Source organism: Enterobacter hormaechei ATCC 49162, from assembly GCF_001875655.1.
GTDB lineage: Bacteria > Pseudomonadota > Gammaproteobacteria > Enterobacterales > Enterobacteriaceae > Enterobacter > Enterobacter hormaechei.
Genome location: NZ_MKEQ01000001.1, coordinates 138,894 through 160,190, shown reverse-complemented (window position 1 = coordinate 160,190; position 21,297 = coordinate 138,894). Strand labels below are relative to the sequence as shown.

Here is a 21,297-nt window from a genome sequence, read left to right as displayed (position 1 = left end):
ATTACGCGGCAAACTGACAGTGGAACTCGCCCTGCTCGCAGGTGACATGCAGACGTCGGTACTGCTCGTCGCTGCGGCTGGCGGTAAGTAAAATCTGGCTCATCTGAGGCAGCAACGTATTGGTCAGAATCGCATCCACCATACGCCCGCCTGACTCAACCTCGGTACAGCGCTGAACAATCTGTTCGACCACGCTGTCGTCAAATTCAGAAATAATGTTGTGATTCTCTTCCAGACGACGCTGAATACGCCCGAGCTGGAGACGCACAATCTGCCCCAGCATCTCGTCGCTCAGTGGGTAATACGGCACCACCAGCAGGCGGCCCAGCAGCGCAGGCGGGAACACCTCCAGCAGCGGCTGGCGCAGGGCGCCGCTTAACGCGTCAGGCTCCGGCATCAGGTCCGGGTCGGCGCACATGGCGGCGATCAGGTCGGTGCCGACGTTAGAGGTCAGAATAATAATGGTGTTGCGGAAATCAATGTGACGCCCTTCGCCGTCTTCCATCCAGCCCTTGTCGAAGACCTGGAAGAAGATCTCATGCACGTCCGGGTGCGCTTTTTCAATTTCGTCCAGCAGCACCACGCTGTAGGGACGGCGGCGCACGGCCTCGGTTAAGACGCCGCCTTCACCATAGCCCACATAGCCCGGAGGCGCACCTTTTAACGTCGAAACGGTGTGCGCTTCCTGGAATTCACTCATGTTGATGGTAATGACGTTCTGCTCGCCGCCGTAAAGCGACTCCGCCAGCGCCAGCGCGGTTTCGGTTTTACCCACGCCGGACGGCCCGCAGAGCATAAATACGCCGATCGGTTTGTTGGGATCGTCAAGCTTCGCCCGCGAGGTTTTTACCCGCCGGGCAATCAGATCCAGACCGTGACGCTGACCAATAACCCGCTGGTTCAGCGTGTCGGCCAGGTTCAGCACCGCGTCGATCTCATTTTTCACCATCCGGCCCAGCGGGATCCCGGTCCAGTCCGAGACCACCGCAGCCACCACGTTTTCATCCACCGCGGCAAACAGCAGCGGTTCGTCACCCTGTAAGGTATGCAGCGCCTGCTGCTGCTCTGCCAGCTGGCTACGCAGTTCAGCCGTATCCTCATCACCCGCCGCAAACAGCGCGGCACGCAGACGGATAATCTCCTGCACCCGCGTGCGCTCCTCTTCCCAGCGACGGGCCAGGGCTTCGCGTTTGCTTTCGTACGCGTCTCGCTCGTCGGTTAAGGTTGCCACACGCGCCGGATCGCCTGCGCCCACGCGCGCTTCGCGTTCGGCAATTTCCAGCTCCACGTCCAGAGCCGCCAGGTGACGCAGGCAGTCTTCCAGCTGGGCAGGCGGTGCGCTCTGGCTGACGGCCACGCGCGCACAGGCGGTGTCGAGCAGCGCCACCGCTTTATCCGGCAGCTGACGCGCAGGAATATAGCGATGCGACAGTTTCACTGCCGCGCTCACCGCTTCGTCGAGGAGTAAAACCTGATGATGGGTTTCCAGCGGCGACACGGTGCTGCGCAGCATCAGCACGGCTTTGGCTTCGTCCGGCTCGTGAACCTGCACGGTCTGGAAACGGCGGGTCAGCGCCGGATCTTTCTCGATATATTTCTTGTATTCCGCCCAGGTGGTCGCGCCGATGGTGCGCAGTTGTCCGCGCGCCAGGGCAGGCTTGAGCAGGTTAGCGGCATCGCCGGTGCCCTGCTGACCGCCAGCGCCAATCAGGGTGTGGATCTCATCGATAAAGAGAATAATCGGCGTGGCGCTGGACTGTACCTCGTTAATCAGCGCCTGGAGGCGCGCCTCAAATTCCCCTTTCATGCCCGCACCGGCCTGAAGCATGCCGATATCCAGCAGCCACAGCTGAACGTTTTGCAGCGGCTCCGGCACGTCGCCGTCAGCGATTCGCAGCGCCAGCCCTTCCACCACCGCCGTTTTCCCGACGCCAGCTTCCCCGGTCAATAAAGGGTTGTTCTGGCGACGACGCATCAGAATGTCGACCATCTGGCGGATCTCTTCATCGCGTCCCACCACCGGGTCAATTTTCCCTTCCCGGGCGCGCGACGTCAGATCCTGCCCATACTGCGCCAGCGTGCCCTGCGCAGCCGGTACTGCCCCGGCAGGCGCGTCCGCTGCGGCGGTGGCCTGCTGGCTCTCTTTGCTGCTGGCGCAAATGGCGTCGAACTGCTCGATCAGCACCTCAACGTTCAGACGGGTGAACTGCGCCGAAATGCTTTTCAGCACGTTAGCCAGATTCCACGTTTTCAGTATGCCGATCAGCAAATGGCCGCCGCGGATGCGGCTGACGCCAAACTTCAGCGAGCCGTAGACCCAGGCGCGCTCGACGGCGCTGTCGATATGCTCGGAAAGATCAGACACGGAACTTGCGCCACGCGGCAGGGCATCCAGTGCCGCCACGATATCGCGCGTCAGCTGCTGTTCATCAAGGGCGAAGTGACGGATGACCTGTTGCAGATCGCCATCCTGCTGTTGCATCAGCTGATGCAGCCAGTGCACCAGTTCAACGTACGGGTTGCCGCGCAGCTTACAGAAGGCAGTCGCGCTTTCCAGAGAGGTAAATAACAGCGTATCCAGTTTGCCGAAAAGCACGGCACGGCTAATTTCTGACATGTTAGTTTCCATTAACAATGATTCGGTATACGGAAGGATTATCGCTCTGCGCGATACACCAGATCGCCACGCGGAACAGGCTGAGGCTGAAGGCCCAGCCAGGTGTTGTACCCTAATCGCCCGGCGCTGCCGAGCGTGGCGCCCTGCACCGCATCGGCGCGCAGGATCACCCGTGTTTCCCATTCAAATTCCACCCCGGCGTACTGTCGTACCCAGTCGCGCAGTTCGGTGACCCACCCTTCGCCCGGCAGAAAACGGTTGTAGTCGTCTGCGCTCAACGGGCCAATCTCAAGCCGGAATTTATGCTGCACGTCGCGTACCGCAATGCCGAGAAAGGCAGACTCCCCCATGCGCGGCAGACGCCGCCCCTCACCCAGCTGTGCCTGCTCCCGCGTGGAGAGCGGCATCCACTGCGGGACGTTGGCCACCAGCCTGACCGGCACGTTGAAATAGTTGCGCAGGATCTTCTCCAGCCCTTCCGGGTCCCGCCCGTGGCGGGTCAGGTGCCCGGCGTGGGTAAAGCGGGCATGCGCGCTCAGGCTGCCTTTCGCCATCTGACCCGGCTGGCCCATGCCAATCAGCGACGCCAGATACCCTTCGAAGCGCCGGTTGTCGTCGCGATCCAGTGAAACGGCAGGCTGCGCGTCCGCCCAGGCGCGGTAGAACAGCAGCGTCAGGCGGTGGTGAAAGAGGTCGGCAAACGCGCTGAGGCTGTGATCCTGATGATGATGAATACGCTCGCGGGCATACTCGGTCATGTGCACCGGCAGCGGGCCGTTAGGACCAAACAGGCCGAAGCTCAGAATGGAAACGTCATGCAGCCCGTTCTCTTCCCGCTGCCGGACCTCAGCAACCGTTGACGGCGCAAACCCCATTGAAGGCTGCTGACCAATACGCAGCGGCTCAAATTTCGGCAGCGGCGCGCGGCCCAGCGGATAACGTTCACCGCCCTGGGCATCAATGCGTCTTAACAGCTGGAAGAGATCGTAGCGCCACGGCGTCTCGCGCACTCCGCGCCAGAACGCATCGGGCAGTGGCGTCAGGCGATGCACGCGCAGCGTTGCAGGGGCAACCTCACTCATACCAGCGCCCTTTTACCCATGCGCGGTGCCCAGTAGCCGATCTCGCCGCGCTGCTGGCTCTTGAGCGTGAACTCCGTAAAGCTGTTGATGGAGACCAGGCGGGCAAAAAGACGTTCCAGCACGCTGCCAAACAGCCACGGGCTGGCGCCGGAAAAGGCGCGTTCATCCACCGTCAGGGTGATGCCGATCCCGCGGGCGAACACCACCGGGCCGGGTTCCGGTACGCGGCGGTGCACCGGCTCCAGCACGCAGTGGCGAACGCCCTCCACCTGACGGGCAACCGGCGTCTCGGCCAGGTTGGCGTACAGCCCTAACAGCTGACGCAGCGCGGCAGCGCCCTCTTCGTTTTCGCTGTCCATCAAACTGAGGTAGTTCATTTGCAGCTGGCTGATAAGCCGCCAGGTGCTGAACCCTTCCGCCAGCGCCGGACGCGGCGGCGTCGGGCCTTTACGCAGGGTTAACGCTTTAACCGGCATGGAGTCGGCCATAATAAATTGCCCAAGCTCCTGCTGAAGCATCAGCGGCAGGTCGCGGCTGGTGCACAGCACCTCGGCGGAAATGTAGCGCAAATTCTCCTGCCACGGCGCGTGCTGCGCATCCACCAGCGAGACGAAGACCTCCGAGCCGATATAGCCCGTGCGGGTGCCATAGCGCAGCGCGTGTTCCGAGAGGACGCGCTGCTCACGGCGCAGGGAAAAATAGGCGCCATAGTTACCCGCGTCTCCGCTCCAGGTACTCCAGAACGGACGAAACGTCTGGTCGTCCCGCTGACCATCCGCGCTGGCATAGATTTTTTTCACGGCATAAATTTCATAATCCAGCGGTCGGATGTTATCCACCACCAGATGGTATTCATGCTGGCTTTCGCTCAGCTTCTGCCGGGCCGCCACCTTCGGGAACAGGTTGATCACCGGCGTGCAGTGCAGCGCCAGATGGCTGGCATCCACCACGCGCTCCAGCTGATCGTCGCTCTTGTCGAGCAGAATGAAGATATCAAACGCTTTTTCGTCTTCGCAGCGCTGGATCAATTTGCCCAGCCCGCTCAGGCTGATGAAGCGAAAACGCGCCGGGAACGCAAAGTACTCCTGCAACAGGCGATAGCCGTCGAAGTTGCGCAGATCGTCCGGGAGCAGCGCCTGGTCCGCATTAAAGCCTTCCTGACGCAGGGCGTCAGACGACAGCAGCTGGCGCTGGGGCTGCTTGCTGACCGTCTGGCAGACAATACCCGCGTGGTGCTCCATCACCAGCTCCAGCAGCTTCAGCGCCTCGATGTCCGGGCCGCTTAAGAAGAACTCCAGGCGGTCAAAGTCCAGGTGCCCGAGATGCTGCGGGCCATCGCAGGCAATGCGGATCCGTAAGGCGCTGCTGATCCCCCGCTGGCTCAGGCCGAGCTGGGCCAGCGGCAGATCGGCGGGAACGCCGCCCAGCTCGATCCGCTCAATTTTTAACGGCAGCAGGTTCACCTCGTGCGCCGTGGTATAGCTGCACGTAACGCCGGTCTTTTTCAGCGCCAGGCTGTCCATCATGGTGCCGCGCGGCACAATAAAGCCTTTGCTCAGGTCGCCGCGGCTGCTGTCGGGCTGAATTTCAGCGATCGCCATCGACGGCGTAGGCGCCAGATAATTTGGCGCAATCATCTCCAGCATACGCTGTGAAAAGCGCGGAAATTCGGCGTCCATTTTCATCTGCACGCGGGAGGTCAGGAAGGCGAAACCTTCCATCAGGCGCTCAATGTACGGGTCCGCCACTTCGATGCCGCGCATGCCGAGCCGCCCCGCCACTTTCGGGTAGCGCTCGGCGAACTCTGCGCCCATCTCGCGCAGATAGGCCAGTTCACGGTTGTAATATTCGAGCAGTTTGCTTTCCATAATTACCCCGCATCCTTCAGTTCAAAATGGCCGTTCTCAAGATCGACGTCGGTGCGAAAGAGAAATTCCAGCGGATACGGCACGCACCACAGGCGACCTTTGATTTCGATAGACAGAACGTTGTGCAGATCTAACGAGGAGGTATCGGACACGCAGCGAACCTGAAGCCCCTGCGGCAGGATCCGCGGTTCAAAGTTAATAATCGCTTCGGTGAGCTTGCGCTGAATGTCGTGCCATTCAATATCGGACATTCTTTTCCCCGCCAGCGGCGCCACGCCAAAATTCACGACGGAACGGCTCACCTGCGTCAGCCCGCTCAGATCGCTGGAGGCATCGTGGTTAATGGTGTTAAACAACCACTGTAAATCCCGCAGGACGTTACGACGCAGCGCAGCGTGGGTGATCAGATTGCTGTTGGCGGATTCGCGTTTTTTTTCCGGATCGTTATCCGTCAGGCGATCCAGCAGCGAGGGCTGCATTTTGTCGCGCGCCCCCACCTTCTCCTGCCTGCTGCGGGCCTGCCAGCCACTGCGCAGCAGATCGCCTTCGCCAGCGGGATTACTCATCCGCACCATCCGTGGTAAACGTTACCAGGCTCAGGGTGAGCAGCGGGTTTTCGCTTTGCTCGCTCAGCCAGGCCTTTTGCCCCAGACCTTCATACAGGGTGCCGTCGTCGTCGAGCGGAAGCCACTCGGTGGTGCGCCCCAGCTTAACGCTGTCTGGCGCCCCGTCAGCAAACGGATAACGCGCCGGGATCTGACACACCTGCTCGGTGCCGTCCGTGAGGCGGACCAGCGCATGACGCCACACCAGATCGGTCACGCTGGCCGGAGCCTGAAAACGGATCGTGTCGATGGCGCAGAATGGCACCCAGAAGTAGCGACCATTGACCAGGGTTTCACACACCGGCCCCAGACGGGCATCGCCGTCCATCAGCCATTCAAAGGTGTGGCTCTCTTCTTTCTCCAGCGTGACCTGCCCGCGGCTTGCCGACGCCTGTTCGAGTGCCGACAGACGCAGGGCTTGTGCCTGCCCGGCGCTTTCCGTCAGCGCCTGGGCTAACGTCGTCAGCCACGGCCACTGCGCCTCCGGCATTGCCGGACGCGCCTCGCCCGCGAACACGCGCGCCCGCTGCTGTTCACCCTGAATGGCCTGCTCCAGCAGCGTTACGGTCGGTTTTGCCTGCGGCTTCAGCACCAGCCAGCTTTTCAGCTGGGTCAGGGCGCGCGCCCAGTTGCCGCTGAGGATCAGAAACTGCACAAACGCGGCGCGCAGATCGGCATCCGCCGGACGGGCTTTGATATCGGCTTCCAGGCGAAGCAGCGCGTCGCTAATCGACTCACCCGCCAGACGTTGATAAAGCGTATTCATAGCCCCTCCTTAATTCGCCGCGCGCCAGGCGCCCACTGCCGGATCGCGCAGCTGCGGACGCAGCGTGTCAATCAGAACAACGTTCAGTTCCGCGCCCGGTGCTACCCATGCGCTCCAGATCTTCTTCACCTCCGCGATACGCGCCTGGAGTCTGGCGTCGTCGCTGGCGATCTCACGGGTGATTTCCACCGCCACCGTGCCGTTGCTCTTCCAGCCGTTCAGGGTGCTGTCGTACGGCAGGATCATCCAGCTCTGGTCGCTGTTCTGGGTGCTGAAAACCATGCGTTCTTTGTTGACGGAGGTGATCAGCGCGCTTTCAGGATCGACCGCGTTGTTCAGCCCCATTACCGGGAAGCCGTGAATGTAGGTGACGGGAATCGCTTTCTGCGTCCCGTTACGGTTCTGCGTCACCACGGTATGGCCGCTGAGCCAACTGCCGTTGCCACAGCGGGTGGTGTCGGAGTCCGGAATAAACAGCGCTGGCGCGGAGGCCCCGCCCTCCCAGAAGGTGCGCAGGTGGCAACCGTCCTGAAGAGTGAACTCCTGCCATGGCGTACGATCTGCCGCTACGGTGTGCGTCTCCGGATTCTGGTCAGGCGGCAGCAGCGCGCCTGAAGTGGTGGTGGTGGTCGTTGCTGCCGCCGTTTCCTGCTGCTTCACCACCAGCGCCCAGTCCTGCGCTTTAGCCGCTGTGCCGCGGGCAAGCGTCGTGCCTTCCGGATCGTTCAGCGTCCAGTTCAGGGTATTCAGCTTGCTGCACTGGTGCTCCAGCAGCGAGCCAAGGCGCGGCACGAAGTTTTCCAGCACCGACACCTCTTTCTTGCCGTTCGCCACAATACGCAGCGCCACGTCCGATTTACACCAGCTTTGCGGCGTATTGTCTTTAATGTTGTCGATCCAGATATCCAGCTTCTGCGCAGGAGACTGCACGATGCGGAAGTTTTCAGCCTGTGCGGTGGTCGCCACCGTCAGAAGAGCCAAACCCGATAGCCAAAGTTTCATATCAATCCTTGTGTGTCTAATCAGTTCCGCAGGGAAGAAATTGTGCTGCGTCAGAGAGCGTATGCAGCAAAGTGGTGTCCTGGGGGTTGCCCATCCACACCGCGACGGCGGTATAGTTGTCCTGAGCGTTGCCCTCCTGTTCAGCATTCTTTTGAATGATTTGGTTCATTAAGGTCAGCCACTCCTGTGGCGTATTGACCATGTGCAGCGACTGCTTCATCTGCTCTTCGCTGACGCCGTGCCAGAAACCGTCGGTGCAGAGCAGGAAGGCATCACCGTCTTCAACCTGCACGACATCGCTGTAGCTCGCTTCCGGTCCGCCATTCTCAATGCCCAGCGCCAGATACAGCAGGTTGCTGTTGAGATCGTCAGTCTGATGCCCGGCATCTTTCATCTGCTGAACGAGGCTGTGATCGGTGGTGACATGCCACAGCCAGCCGCGGCGAAACAGGTACAGGCGGCTGTCTCCGGCGTGCGCCCAGTAAGCCAGACGGTAATCCCTGTCGATAAACAGGCTGACCAGCGTGGTGCCCATCCGGCGATAGTCCTGTACGGCCTGTTGTTCGCTGAGAATGGTGCGGTTCGCCGTTTGGACGTAGTCACGAATATGCTGTGCATTCAGGTGCTTGTCGCCGTCAAAGCGGGAAATAATGCTGTTGCGGGCCAGTTCAGCGGCCACCTCGCCGCCCGGCAGGCCCGCGATGCCGTCACAGACGACAAAGCAGGCTGAACGTTCCCCGATGGTTTCTCCCGTCTGATCCTGGTTGCTGGCGCGCGTCCCCTGGCGGGAGAGAGAAGCCGTTGCGATATTCATTTTTCTTCCGATCCGCTTTGTGAGTCTTTGTACTGATTGACCTCCATGTCATAGGCATGGAGGAAGGCTTCGCCAAACAGGGTATGGAAGTCATCTTCGATCTCGCCCGCCGTCTCGCCATAGCTGCGCACGAAATAATCCCACAGCGCGGCTTTACGGCTGCCCGGCAGCGCCAGGCGCGACGTCATGCCGTTCTGCTTCGCCTGCTCTTCCAGCTGTTCCGGGTTAAAGGATTGCAGCATGGCGGCGATAATGGCGCGAATACCGGAGATCATCCCCAGCTGGTGCGCCTGGAGATCGATCAGCGCATCACGCACCGATTTGGTCGGTGGCATAAAGCCCGGCATCGGCGTGCCGAACATCTGGATCAGCACCGTTTTCCCGGTTGGCAGCAGCTTGAACGGGTTATTCGCATCGTCGAGCACCATGGTCATATCGGCTTTCACCCCACGCTTGAGGATGGAGCGCGACGAGAGCAGCGCCACGGTCCCCTGCGAGAACATGCCCAGGATCTGCCCCAGCTGACGCATATTTTCCCGGTCAAACTGCGGCACCGGCTGCATTTCGCTCAGGCCCATGCCCTCCAGCAGCGCCTCCAGCAGTTCGCCCTGGAGCACCTCGCCCCGCTCGCCGGTCTGCGCGGAGGCAGCAGGTGCAGCCGCGTTTTTAACCGGGTCGATACGCAGACGGCCTTTAGGCGTCTGTGCACTACTGCGTGCGACGGCCTGCGGCGTTGGCATGGTGAAGCCAGCGTAATCGGGACGCACAGGCTCTTCTTCCGTAAGCGGCGCGTTCTGCGGTTCAGACGGCTCCGGATCGAACAGCGGAGAGCTGGCCAGCGCATCCTCTTCCTGTGCGGCTTGCGGTTCAGGCTCCGGCTTCTCAGCCGCGATGTCATCCGGATGGGTTAACGGCGCGCCGCCCATCAGACCGAGAGGATCATCGTGACGCGCGGCAGGCGCACTTGCCGTGCCGCCAAACAGGGCTAACGGATCGAGTTCATCCGACGCCTCTTCCTTTGGCTGGGCGGGTTTGCTTTCGTCCGGCTGTACCAGCGTTGAAGGGGTGACATCGTCGAAAATGCTCTCTTTTTTAAACAACGCGTCATCGCTGAACAGCGTGTCCGGGTCAACGTTTTTCCGTTCAAGCGACGGATCGGCATCGTTGAACATTGCCAGCGGATCGTCGGCGTTACGCTCCGGGGCCGCAGGCTGGGAGAACGGGTCGTGGGAGGCGGCGGGCTGCGGTTTTGCCCGGTTGCTGGAGATGCTGTCGGAGATGGAAAACTCCTGCATCAGGCTGTCCCAGATTTCCGACGGCACGGCGGTAGGCTCGGCTTTCCCGCGCGGCGCGGCGCTGGCCGGTTTCGGTTGCGGTGCCGGAGCAGGTGTCGCCGATGGACGTGCCTGCTGCATGCTGGCCGCCATCCGGCTTACGGGCTGGGTATCGTGAATAAGTTCGCTGACTTCGATGCGATAGTCATCAATCCCGAGAATATCCCCATCCTGAAGCTCAACCTGACGCCCACGCTCCAGCGGAATATCATTCAGTACCACGCGGGTAACGCTGCCGCGGTTCGTGACGCGGCATTCGCCACTGGCGTCGACGTGAACGATGGCCTGCAAACGCGAGATAGTGCGATCGTTGTCCGGCAGCACCAGATTGTTATCCGTACCGCGCCCAATGGTGCCGCCCGGGGCATAAAAATCACAGCTGCTTTGCGGCGGCTGATGACCGGGTTTCGTAGAAATAATCGTGAATCGCATGGCGTATTCCTGCTGGTATGATTAGCGCTCAAACGCTGCCGCTCTCGGGGTTGAGAACGGCGGGGTTTGGGGGTTAATTCAGAAAGGCATCATTAAAATTTTCAAAATAAGATTAGACACTATTAATGCTCGAAAGAATTAACAGCAGTAAAAATATAACAGTGGCAATAAGTATTTTTCTTCTATACGACTTAACCCATGACAAATCAAAATCAGAAAAAATTTCATTGCACGACTGTGGCTCAAGCCAACGATACTCAGTTAATCTCACACGCTTACCCTGTAAGACTCGTGATAAAATTGTGGTGAGGAAACCAAATCCCCAGAACCCAAGATTTTGCCAGGTTTGATAATCTTCTTTTTTGAGCAACTGTTGATTTGTTAATATCGAATATATTTGGTTAACCTGGCGATAATTTTTCCGATAGTCTATATAAAATGAAATGACTATGCCTATAAAAGCAATAAAGAGAAAGATAATAACAGCAGAGTAAATATTATTAAAAATCACTTTATTCTCCGCTAAAAATTAAATTGTTTAGCTGTTCTCCGGCAAACCCACCGATTTGTGTTCCGCCCGCTGCCCCGACGGCACCAACCACTAAACCACAGATGAGTGTACCTGTCCCCGCTGTGGGCACACCTAATGCAAGACAAACAGGAGCCGCAAGGGAGGAGCCTAATGCAGCACCAGCGACACCGCCTCCAAATTTGCTATATTCAGTCACTGCAACTCTGCTGCACTCATGTTCTCTTCCAGTAGTACAGGCATGATAAACTTCGTTAGACGTATTCATAAAAGAAAAACCTAAAGCAACCCATCCACCTGCTTTCAGGTAAGAGCTAATTCTGGCAGCTCTGTCAATATATGTTGAGTATCCAGGGATTGCGCCAATACCAACTGTACTCCATTCATGGACTATTGATTTCGTGGACAGTCCTAATGCTCTCTTAAGATCCGCATAATCTTTAAACTTAAGCTGTTTTTTAGTTATTTTATTTAACAAGGGTTTCAATTGCGCGAAAAGCGCATTGCGCTCAGCATAAAATTGTTGGCCAAAAAGCGCACCTTGTGTCCTGTACTGATTTTGATAGGTGGCTTCAATTTTAATTAAAATATTTTCAATTTGCTTAAAATATGACTCACCTGTACCGCTCACGCCCCCGACGATTGTATCGCCCCAGCCTGTTATGGCTTTTATATTATCATAATTATTTTTCAAAAATTCAGCGGTGGCTCCATCCAAAGTCGCAAGCGCGTTGGTCACCTTCTTTTTCGCAATGGCTAAGCTATTGATCTGTTGAGTTTGATTATCGCCAAGCGGGTCAGCAACAATTAATATTTGTCCGGGTTTGAGCCACGCAGTGTCTTTATTCAATTGCATAAAATACTCCGATTTTTCATTGCGCGCAGTGCCAAATAGCTGTCTTGCCTGAAAATCCAGAGTGCCGGGTTGCTGAACGACACAGTAACCTGGAGCAACGTTTGACGGACTTGCCATGGAAACACCTTGTATTTTTAATGTGTAGCTTTTGCAGAAAGTTTATTTTTGGACATTGAGTTCGCGAATCGCATCGCTATGGGAAATTAAGCTGCACTTTAATACCTCATAGCTTACCGGTGCCGTACCACCTAGCTTTTGTTTCAGTAAGGAGTTAATAACCTCGTCGGCTTTTTCGAAATTCTCGGCAGGCAGGTTACTGACTTCCAGCCATGCTGCGGCGCTTGCCTTTGCATCATTTTTCAGCGTCGCACTGTCCGCAATCTTGCCGATACAGCGATTCTGCACCCAGTTTTCAAAAATCTGTTGTTGAGAAAAGGTGTTAACGTCCGGGAGAGTATGGGCGATGGTATATGAAGTATTTAACGCGAGTACGAAAGCGAGTAAACGTTTCATTTCAGGCTCCAGAGCGTAGCGCTGCCAGGAATAAACGAACCATTACCGGGAGAACCCAAGAAATGGCAATCATCGGAGCAAATATTCCCATTCCAGAGCGTGACATGTCCAGTGGCATCGCTCCAGCCGTGACCGCTAAAGATAATAATACCTTGCTTACCTGCAAATTGGCTTGGTGTTGGAGACGTCACCGTCATATCTGCATTACCCAGTACAGTTGGCAGAAAAGCAATCATATCCTTTACGCGATACATGTAACGTTTTTTATCACTCCCCGTAACCGTCGCATATCTGCTATTGGAGGGAATTGGAACGCCACAATAATTTAAAACGTAGCTCATACGAATAGGGCATGCATTTTGAAAAATTCCGGCTTCAATATTGTGCTGGACTTTTCCACCCAATAATTTGCCCACCGTTTCGACATTGACATTAACTTCTCTGAATCTGTTCCAGGCGGCACCAAAAGCAGGACGCATAAGTATTTTCCCTTTTAGAAAGCACAGGATAAAGTGAGCCCTTTCGGGCCCACTTCTGTTACGCTTCTTTGTTTTCTTTGATGTTCCAGCCAGCGCTGCTTTCAGCACCTTTACCACCGGCAGTGGTCTGCTCCCAGTACTGCTGTTTCACTTTCGCAGCCTGGAATGCATAGGTCACGCCAACGGTATCGCCGTTGTCTGCGCCGGTGTACTGAACGGAAGTCACGAGAACGTCTTCCAGGGTGATGCGGGTGTATTCAACCTGCTGACCACCCGCTTTGCAGACGGACAGTTCAACTTTGGTCAGGTGCTTACCGCTTGCGCAGTGTTTCAGGATTGCTGTAGTGGATTTGTCGATCAGAGCGTTAACGTGCAGGTCGTTAAAGTTCACTTTACCGGCACCGCCGCCACCGCCAACGCTCATATTACCTGGCTGGGACGCGCCCCAGGAGAAGGAGGTAATATCAGTCCAGCCGGTGTGGTTAGAATCTTTAGATTCGCCCGTAACACCCTCGACCTTCAGAAACATATCAATAGCCATAATATCTACTCTTCGTGGATGAACAATATTGCTTTCGAAAAAGCCCTTATATGGCAAACAGGAAAGCATGGGGCTGAATAAAACCGTCCATATTTTACCTCTGCCTCATATCAAACGACCCGTGTCATTTGACAGTCTTACATTCCTCCGAAATAACGGAATGAATGTGAAGTCTTTATTACTGTGCTTTATTGTGGAACCAGTTAAGGACAGCATTAACAATTTAGCCGTCTTTCTTGCCGGGTGGCGCTGTGCTTACCCGGCCTACATTGAGCAACGATATCAATAGATTGCACGTTTGATTGTAGGCCCGTGCAAGCGTAGCGCCGCCGGGCGAAACTCACAAAACGCACGTAGTCAGCAGTCTGACGCTCTTACGCGTCTTTCGTCTTCAGCGACGGCAGTTTAGATACCAGGCGCAGGGAAACGGTCAGACCTTCCAGCTGGTAGTGTGGACGCAGGAAGAACTTCGCGGCGTAGTAGCCCGGGTTATCTTCTATCTCCTGCACCTGCACTTCCGCAGCCGCCAGCGGTTTGCGGGACTTGGTCTCCTGCGAGGAGTTGGCCGGGTCGCCGTCCACGTAGTTCATCACCCAGTCGTTCAGCCAGCGCTCCATCTCTTCGCGCTCGCGGAAGGAGCCGATTTTGTCGCGCACTATGCACTTCAGGTAGTGGGCAAAGCGGCAGCAGGCGAACAGGTACGGCAGACGAGAGGCCAGACGCGCGTTAGCGGTGGCATCCGGGTCGTGGTACTCGGCCGGTTTTTGCAGTGACTGCGCGCCGATGAAGGCGGCAAAGTCGGAGTTTTTGCGGTGAACCAGCGGCATAAAGCCGTTTTTCGCCAGCTCCGCTTCACGACGGTCGCTGATGGCGATCTCGGTCGGGCACTTCATGTCCACGCCGCCGTCATCGCTCGGGAAGGTGTGGCACGGCAGGTTTTCCACCGCCCCGCCGGACTCCACGCCGCGAATCGAGGTGCACCAGCCGTACTCTTTGAAGGAGCGGTTGATGTTGGCCGCCATCGCATAGGCAGCGTTTGCCCACGAGTAGCTGTTGTGGTTCGCGCCGTCGGTCTGCTCTTCAAAATCAAAGCTGTCGACAGGGTTGGTGCGAATGCCGTACGGCAGACGCGACAGGAAGCGCGGCATCACCAGGCCGAGATAGCGGGCATCTTCCGACTCACGCAGTGAACGCCAGGCGGCGTATTCGGTGTTCTGGAAAATCTTGGTCAGGTCGCGCGGGTTAGCCAGCTCCTGCCAGGACTCCATCTGCATCACGCCCGGCGCGGTGCCGGTGATGAACGGACAGTGGGCCGCAGAGCCGATGCGCGCCATCTCCCCCAGCAGCTCAACGTCCTGCGGGCTGTGGTCGAAGTAGTAGTCGCCCACGATGCAGCCAAACGGCTCGCCGCCAAACTGACCGTACTCCTGCTCGTAGATTTTCTTGAAGATCGGGCTTTGGTCCCAGCCCACGCCCTTGTAGCGTTTCAGGGTACGGCCCAGCTCCTGCTTGGAGATGCTCATAAAGCGGATCTTCAGCATCTCGTCGGTTTCGGTGTTGTTCACCAGGTAGCTCAGACCGCGCCAGGCGCTCTCCAGCTTCTGAAACTCCTCGTGGTGTATGATCTGGTTCACCTGCTGTGAAAGCTGCTCGTCAATACCGGCAATCAGGTTCTGAATGGTGCGGTAGGTATCGTTTGAGAAGGTCACGGTATTTTCCAGCGCCTGCTGCGCCAGGGTTTTTACCGCGCTTTCTACGGCAGAGCGCGCCTGATCGGTTTTCGGGCGGAACTCTTTATTCAGCAGCGCGCTGAACTCGTCCTGGCTGAACGCCTGGCCCGCCTGTTGATCGTGTTGTTGAGTCTGGTTGCTCATCGATTATTCCTCGCTACCTTTCGCACTTTCGTCATTTTTTGGCAACTGGCTCAGGGATTTGAGCAGCGTCGGATCCTGGAGAATTTTCGCGATCAGCTCTTCCGCACCGTTTTTACCGTCCATGTAGGTCAGCAGGTTGGAGAGCTGGGTACGGGCTTCCAGCAGCTTGTTCAGCGGCTCGACTTTGCGGGCCACTGCGTCCGGCAGGAAGTCGTCCATGCTGTCAAAGGTCAGATCGACGTTGAGCTTACCTTCGCCGGTCAGGGTGTTATCCACCTGGAACGCCACGCGCGGCTTCAGCGCCTTCATGCGTTCGTCGAAGTTGTCGATGTCGATTTCCAGGAACTTACGCTCGTCGACGGCTGGCAGGTTTTCCACCGGCTTGCCAACCAGATCGGCCATAACGCCCATCACAAACGGCAGCTGAATTTTGCGTTCTGCGCCGTAGATCTCGACGTCGTACTCGATCTGCACGCGGGGAGCACGGTTGCGTGCGATGAATTTCTGTCCACTGTTACTCATTGCCATGATGTTCTCCATCAAAGATGCGCGGTGAAGGTGAAACGGCAGACTCCATGCCTGTCGTCATAATGCCAGGACGCGTCATTCGCGGCGTCCAAAGATGTTTTCCAGTTGGTTAACGCCGTCTGGCGCCAGGTCGCGAATAATGTCCATAAAGTTGAGTTCAGACAGCCGCTGCACCCGTTCAATCATCAGCGGTGCGGGATGGCTGGGTTCATACTGCGCAAAATACTGTTTCGCTTTTTCCAGCATCAGCTGCGCGTCGGCGCGGCTGGTGACCTGCACGCTGCGCCAGTCCGTCACCTGCTGGACAGGCTGAGCGGCCACCGGCTGTGGCTCGGCGTGTTGTTCAGCCTGCGCGTCCCGGTTCGGTAGCAGCTTGCTGATATCGGTCACCTGGCAGGCGCTGGAAACCAGCCCGACGGTTTTCAGCAGCTGTTCCATCTCCGGTACGCCACTTTCACCGAGATAGCCGGTAAGCCGTTCGCGGATAGCCAGCAGGCGTTCGTTGATCACGATAACCGCTTCGGTGCCGGGCTGATCGCCCCGGGCCAGCTCATCAATCAGCCGTGGGCGACCGCCCGGATAATCCGGACACTCGGTTTTACTGCCGTCAAGCAGCGCCTGGGCGTCACGGAGCGAAATCTCATCGCCGTTTGAGCGGAGCAGTGAGGCGTTGCGCACCGCGACCGTCAGGTCGGATTTATCGCTCAGCCCGGCGAGGGCGTTAATGCGGTAGAACGGATCGGTTTCGCCATACTCTTCCAGCAGCGGGTACAGTTGCTCCCAGTAACGGGACAGGGCTTCCTGCACCAGCAGCAGCCCGTCGGCGTAACCGGCCAGCCCGCGACGACGCGTCCAGGCATGGGTTAACGCCAGCATGACGCGAAGATCTTTGGTGTGTCCCAGCAGGCTGGTGGCAAGTTTTTCTACCGTGTTCCAGTCGGCGGGTTCTGCCGGGATGATGGTGTCGCCAAACTGCTGCTCGGCTTTGCCCTGGCTGGCCTGCCCCATGGCCTGGAAATCAGCGTCGTACTCCAGGTTTTCACCGCAGGGGTTGTCGGGGCTTATCGGCGCGAGAAAGTCATCGATATTCATAAGGTCCCTGCTTATTCAAACATAGGCGGGTAAAGACCGTGGCGGCCCGGACGGGCACCGCCTGCCGGATCGAACAGCAGCGTAAAGAGCTGCCCGGTGAAGTTACCGCTGTGGACGTGGGTGTAAAGCGGATAGCCGTCGCAGCGGTTCGTCCACCAGTAGCTGGTCTGGCGCAGCGGATCAAAACACTCCGCCGCCTGCGGCCAGCCCAGCGTGCTCTGACCTTCATCGTCGTAGCCAATCACATCGAGAATGTCGGAACGCTTTTGCGGCTCAACCGGCTGGGGTGCCGGGATGGTCATCAGCATTTCATCCAGCTGGGAGGCAGAATAACTGTTACGCACCGCGTGCAGCCCCAGACGGCCAAGCTGCTGATACCAGCTTTCAGCCTGCCCAAGCAGGCGAGATGACCACTCGGCCGGGGTAAAACTCAGTTGAAGACATACCGGATAGTGGCGGCCTACGCTGTCACGGCCCGGCAGCAGGCAGCCCATCTGAATCATCTGGCTGCCGAGCATCGGCGGGACGACAAAGTTCCACACCGGGGCTTTAGAAAACGGGCGCTCGCCGCTGCGCTGTTCTTCCTGTTGCCAGGCCAGCAGGCCGACCTGGAACCAGTGCGACCACTGGCGTTGCAGGGTATCCGGAAAGCGACGCTGCAAAAAATCTCCGGCGCTGGGTAATTTGCCATACCAGCTATAACGGTTCATCGCAGGGGTATTCGTCATACGGCTGTCCTTGCGGTTATGGGCATGAGAAACGGGGAAGCTGGAACGGGTTGCGGATGCTGTTTGGGGCAAACTCCAGCGTGACCTGATGTCCGTCGACGTTGAAGGTCGCCTGACGGCTCAGGCTACCTGCGCCAGGGCTGGTGCGCGCCTTGTCGAAAAAGCGGTTGAGTGCCCAGGAACCGTTGGTTACCAGCGTTGCGGTGCTGCCATTGGCCAGACCAAGCTGCATACGCACCTGATTCGTCCCGCCCGGCCCCGGCCAGGTCATGATCTGTACCGCCTGCGGACCGTGGCTGTAGCGCAGCAGCTGACCGTCCACGTCCAGCGTGAGGTTCAGAATGGTGTTGTCCATCCGCACGGTGCGCACCGTTACCTTGAAGGATGGCGTGGTAGCACCGTTGGCAAAGAAAGCATCGCGGACAGACTGCGCCTGCTGGAACGGACGCAACAGCCCTTCACTGCCCGGCAGCGTTTTACCGTCAATGCCCGGCATAAAGCGCCAGTTCGCCTGGGTGGTGTCCACCTTGTTGGTCAGATTGTCGCGGAAAAAGGTGTCCATCAGCCCGGTGCCCGGGGCGAACATGCGGGCGAGATCGTCCGGCGTCACCTCGGTGCTGGCGCTGCGTACCAGCGGATAACGTCCGGCAATCGCCTGACGGCAGAATCCACCCACTTCCACATTAATACGCTTGCGCACGTTCTCCAGATCGCGACGCTGGGTGTCGCTGCTGGCGCCGACGGCCATATTGCTGAACATGGTTTGCAGCCCGCCCGGCAGTCGGCCCGCGCTGGCTTGCAGGCGGCTGATGGCATCGCCGCCCGGCGCGGGCATACCGCTGTTTGCCGCATCCTGAACGGCGGTCAGGTAGCGATAAAGCTCGTCAACCTGCTTAAGAAAATCATCAAAGACGATAGTTTTGCCGCCCTTCTCCAGCGGCTGCGCCAGCTCAATCATCGGCGCATAGTGGTCAGTCACCAGTTGCTCAGGCGCCTGCGTCACAACCGCACCCTGCGTCGGGGCATTGTCGCCGTTGCTGAACAGCGCTTCCAGGGTACGGGTGGCCCGGTTGCTTTGGGCTTCCGCTTTCTGCGCATCTTCCGGCGCTGGTGCGGTGCGCGAGAGGGTCAGCACCTTGCTCAGGTTGAGCACCAGGCGGCGCAGCGGCGAGTTGGTGCCTGAAAGCAGGCGCGCGGTGTTGATGCGCTGGGAGAGATCGGCGCTGTTATTGAGCTGAATGTCAGCGAGGAAGCGATCCCAGTTGACGATAAAGTCGCGCATATAGAGCTGACGCACGGCGTTGTCGATCTGCTGTTTATCTTCCTGGGCGGTGGTCGCACCCAGTACCCAGGCATCGTCCTCGTGCAGGGCGGTGGTCACGCTGTCGATCTGGTCGTTAAAGCTTTTCCAGTATCCGTCCGGCGTATAGAGACCCGGCACGCCCTCACTCACCGGCTTGCCGCTTTTACGGGAAAACACCAGCTCGCTCTGCGGGCCGCCGAGATCGGAAAGCGAAACCGGCTTGAGGTTCTCATCATGCTCCAGCAGACGTTTCAGGCGGCCATATACGCGTGTTGAGAGCGGCTGCTGGTTGATGAGCGCCCTCTCGCGGGCCACCAGATCCTCATCCTGCGCATACGGTGAAGCCTGAATTTTTGGCTCCAGCAGCTGGGTCAGGTGCCATTCCAGCTCCTGAAGCTGGGCCTGCGTCACGTTCTGCGGCAGGTTGCGTTGCAGGTTGAGCATCACCCACGAGTGCAGGAATTTGCCATCGTAATGCTTAGGCTGGTAGAGCATCTGATAGGCTTTCAGCGCCTCATAGCTGTACTCCACGTCGCTGCCGTTATCGTTGCGAAGCCAGGTGGTGATGTGCATCGCCACGGCGGGGAGCAGCATCTGATCCAGCGCTTTCTGGTACAGCGACTGCGAGGCATCGCTGACGTCATCCCCGCGATAAAGCCCCATGCGGCGGGAAACCGGCGGGTCGTTAACGTCAAAGGCTTCGCTTTTCGGCAGATCCACCAGGCTGTTAAGCAGCGGCAGAAGCGCAAACAGATCGCGCTGGGGCTGGTTTTGCAGCGCCTTACTCTGCTGCTCCAGCATCGGCACTTTTGCATCCACCTCTTCCAGATAAGCTTTATTTTTGGCGTAACTGGTCAGCCACAGGCCCCCCAGGATCACCAGCAGGGCCAGCAGCGCCGCGTAGCCGGACCACATCACGGCGCGGTTGCGCAGCTCCCACCAGCGGTTTTCCCCGGCGATGCCCGCTTCCTGGAAAATCACGTTTTGCAGCAGGTTTTTAATGAAGAAGCTCTGGCCCTTCGCGCCCGGGATCGGTGCCTCTTTGCTCACCGAATCCCAGCGCGTGCTTTCTTCCCCTTCGGGCAAGGAGAGCGCGCGGTTAAGCTCGCCCATCACGCGGTCAAACGGCATCCCTTCCTGGGTACCGCTGGCAAAGTAGATGCCGCGCGGAGAAAATTCGGTTTCGAAGTTTGAGCGAGCAAAAACCGTGCTCAGGTAGTCTGCCAGCAGCGGACGCAGCGCGGCGAACTCCTGCGGGAAGAGATAGGCTTCCGCACGGGTTTTGGCGTCATGCTCTTTGAGCATGGTTTCCGGCAGGCCAGCATCCAGACGCTGTTGCAGCAGGGAAAATTCCTGCTGGAAGTTGCCCATCAGGTCGTAATCGGCGTGTTTGGTCTGCTCCCACGGCAGCGTAAAGCCCCAGATCTGGTCGCGCTGGGCTTTGTCGTAATCGGCAAACCAGGCGCGGAAGCCTTTGAGCAGGTCCGCTTTGGTTACCATCACATACACCGGGAAGCGAATACCCAGCTGTTCGTGCAGCTCAGAGAGACGCTGGCGCAGGTTGACCGCCTGCTGGCGGGAGGCCTCGGCGGACTGCGAAAGCAGGTCGGAAATGCTGATGGTGATGATCACGCCGTTGATGGGCTGGCGGCGGCGGTATTTACGCAGCAGGTTAATAAATTCCAGCCATTCCCCGGCGTCCTGAACCTGCTCGCTCTCCTGAGTGGTGTAGCGCCCTGCGGTATCCAGCAGAACCGCCTCGTTGGTGAACCACCAGTCACAGTTGCGCGTGCCGCCAATACCGCGCAGCGCGGTTTTACCGAAGCGGTCCGCCAGCGGGAATTGCAGCCCGGAGTTGGCCAGCGCAGTGGTTTTACCGGAACCCGGCGCGCCAATAATGACGTACCACGGTAGCTGATAGAGGTATTGCGTGCTGAAGCGCTGCGTCCACTGCGCGCCATGCCCCGCTTTGCTGAAGTGGGCTTTTTTCAGCATCTGGGCCGCTTCATCGAAACGCCCGGCAAGGATCTGCTCCTCGCTGTTCAGGCGTTTCTGCGGATCGGCCGCCTCCGGGCTGGTGGTATTTTCGTTGAGCTTGTCCATCAGCTTACGGTTCAGCCAGGCGTTATACAGCCGCGGCAGAATGTGGCTCTGGGCCCAAATCAGGTAGACCACCGCAATGCTGATGACGCGGTTCTGCTCTGATTCAAGGGGCCGGGTATCCACGATGGACAACAGCGGGCCAATCATCCAGATGACCGCCGCGAGCGCCGTTACGCCCAGGAAGCTCCACAGAATGCGATTGGTCAGTATAGAAAGTAGAGTAGTCAGCAT

Annotated in this window: 18 protein-coding genes; all 18 read right to left on the bottom strand. The window is 58.2% G+C overall.

Translation table 11 applies throughout. The annotated features are described in order from the left end of the window. Position 1: 1 nt before the first annotated feature. The gene (gene tssH, locus BH712_RS00875) at positions 2-2,617 is read right to left on the bottom strand and encodes a type VI secretion system ATPase TssH (protein ID WP_032673884.1); all 2,616 of its coding nucleotides are present in this window, start codon (positions 2,615-2,617) and stop codon (positions 2-4) included. 38 nt (positions 2,618-2,655) lie between these two features. Beyond that, on the bottom strand, positions 2,656-3,699 hold the full coding sequence (gene tssG / locus BH712_RS00870) for a type VI secretion system baseplate subunit TssG (RefSeq protein WP_006810944.1): 1,044 nt from the start codon (positions 3,697-3,699) through the stop codon (positions 2,656-2,658). Next, on the bottom strand, positions 3,696-5,567 hold the full coding sequence (tssF, locus tag BH712_RS00865; protein ID WP_006810945.1) for a type VI secretion system baseplate subunit TssF: 1,872 nt from the start codon (positions 5,565-5,567) through the stop codon (positions 3,696-3,698). The genes tssG and tssF overlap by 4 nt, the downstream gene beginning before the upstream one ends. Positions 5,568-5,569: 2 nt before the next feature. Further along, complete coding sequence (gene tssE / locus BH712_RS00860; RefSeq protein WP_015570336.1) at positions 5,570-6,133, bottom strand: type VI secretion system baseplate subunit TssE; 564 nt, start codon at positions 6,131-6,133, stop codon at positions 5,570-5,572. Next, entirely contained in the window at positions 6,126-6,938 is an 813-nt protein-coding gene (locus BH712_RS00855) for a type VI secretion system accessory protein TagJ (RefSeq protein ID WP_006810947.1), read from the bottom strand. Before BH712_RS00855 ends, tssE begins: the two co-directional genes overlap by 8 nt. Before the next feature lie 9 nt (positions 6,939-6,947). Beyond that, a complete protein-coding gene (locus BH712_RS00850) occupies positions 6,948-7,940 on the bottom strand; it encodes a hypothetical protein (protein WP_006810948.1) in 993 nt (330 codons plus the stop codon). Between the two features lie 16 nt (positions 7,941-7,956). After that, positions 7,957-8,754 carry a PP2C family protein-serine/threonine phosphatase gene (locus BH712_RS00845; protein WP_003859969.1) on the bottom strand — a complete coding sequence of 266 codons (798 nt, stop codon included), beginning with the start codon at positions 8,752-8,754 and terminating at the stop codon, positions 7,957-7,959. Then, entirely contained in the window at positions 8,751-10,520 is a 1,770-nt protein-coding gene (gene tagH, locus BH712_RS00840; RefSeq protein WP_006810949.1) for a type VI secretion system-associated FHA domain protein TagH, read from the bottom strand. The genes BH712_RS00845 and tagH overlap by 4 nt, the downstream gene beginning before the upstream one ends. Positions 10,521-10,632: 112 nt before the next feature. Continuing rightward, a complete protein-coding gene (locus tag BH712_RS00835; RefSeq protein WP_006810950.1) occupies positions 10,633-11,031 on the bottom strand; it encodes a hypothetical protein in 399 nt (132 codons plus the stop codon). 1 nt (position 11,032) lies between these two features. Then, a complete protein-coding gene (locus tag BH712_RS00830; protein ID WP_006810951.1) occupies positions 11,033-12,022 on the bottom strand; it encodes a hypothetical protein in 990 nt (329 codons plus the stop codon). A 42-nt stretch (positions 12,023-12,064) separates the two neighbouring features. Next, on the bottom strand, positions 12,065-12,418 hold the full coding sequence (locus tag BH712_RS00825) for a T6SS amidase immunity protein Tai4 family protein (RefSeq protein ID WP_006810952.1): 354 nt from the start codon (positions 12,416-12,418) through the stop codon (positions 12,065-12,067). Next, the gene (locus tag BH712_RS00820; RefSeq protein ID WP_006810953.1) at positions 12,415-12,897 is read right to left on the bottom strand and encodes a type VI secretion system amidase effector protein Tae4; all 483 of its coding nucleotides are present in this window, start codon (positions 12,895-12,897) and stop codon (positions 12,415-12,417) included. Before BH712_RS00820 ends, BH712_RS00825 begins: the two co-directional genes overlap by 4 nt. Before the next feature lie 58 nt (positions 12,898-12,955). Next, positions 12,956-13,438: an Hcp family type VI secretion system effector gene (locus BH712_RS00815; RefSeq protein WP_014884229.1), complete on the bottom strand. Its 483-nt coding sequence runs from the start codon at positions 13,436-13,438 to the stop codon at positions 12,956-12,958. Between the two features lie 374 nt (positions 13,439-13,812). Continuing rightward, positions 13,813-15,312, bottom strand: a complete 1,500-nt coding sequence (gene tssC, locus BH712_RS00810) for a type VI secretion system contractile sheath large subunit (protein ID WP_006810956.1) — start codon at positions 15,310-15,312, stop codon at positions 13,813-13,815. Positions 15,313-15,315: 3 nt separating this feature from the next. After that, positions 15,316-15,840, bottom strand: a complete 525-nt coding sequence (gene tssB / locus BH712_RS00805) for a type VI secretion system contractile sheath small subunit (protein ID WP_008502644.1) — start codon at positions 15,838-15,840, stop codon at positions 15,316-15,318. A gap of 75 nt (positions 15,841-15,915) precedes the next feature. Next, complete coding sequence (tssA, locus tag BH712_RS00800; RefSeq protein WP_006810958.1) at positions 15,916-16,932, bottom strand: type VI secretion system protein TssA; 1,017 nt, start codon at positions 16,930-16,932, stop codon at positions 15,916-15,918. 11 nt (positions 16,933-16,943) lie between these two features. Next, positions 16,944-17,660 (bottom strand): type VI secretion system-associated protein TagF, encoded by a 717-nt coding sequence (gene tagF, locus BH712_RS00795; protein WP_006810959.1) that lies wholly within the window; start codon positions 17,658-17,660, stop codon positions 16,944-16,946. A 16-nt stretch (positions 17,661-17,676) separates the two neighbouring features. Then, positions 17,677-21,297: a type VI secretion system membrane subunit TssM gene (gene tssM, locus BH712_RS00790; RefSeq protein ID WP_006810960.1), complete on the bottom strand. Its 3,621-nt coding sequence runs from the start codon at positions 21,295-21,297 to the stop codon at positions 17,677-17,679.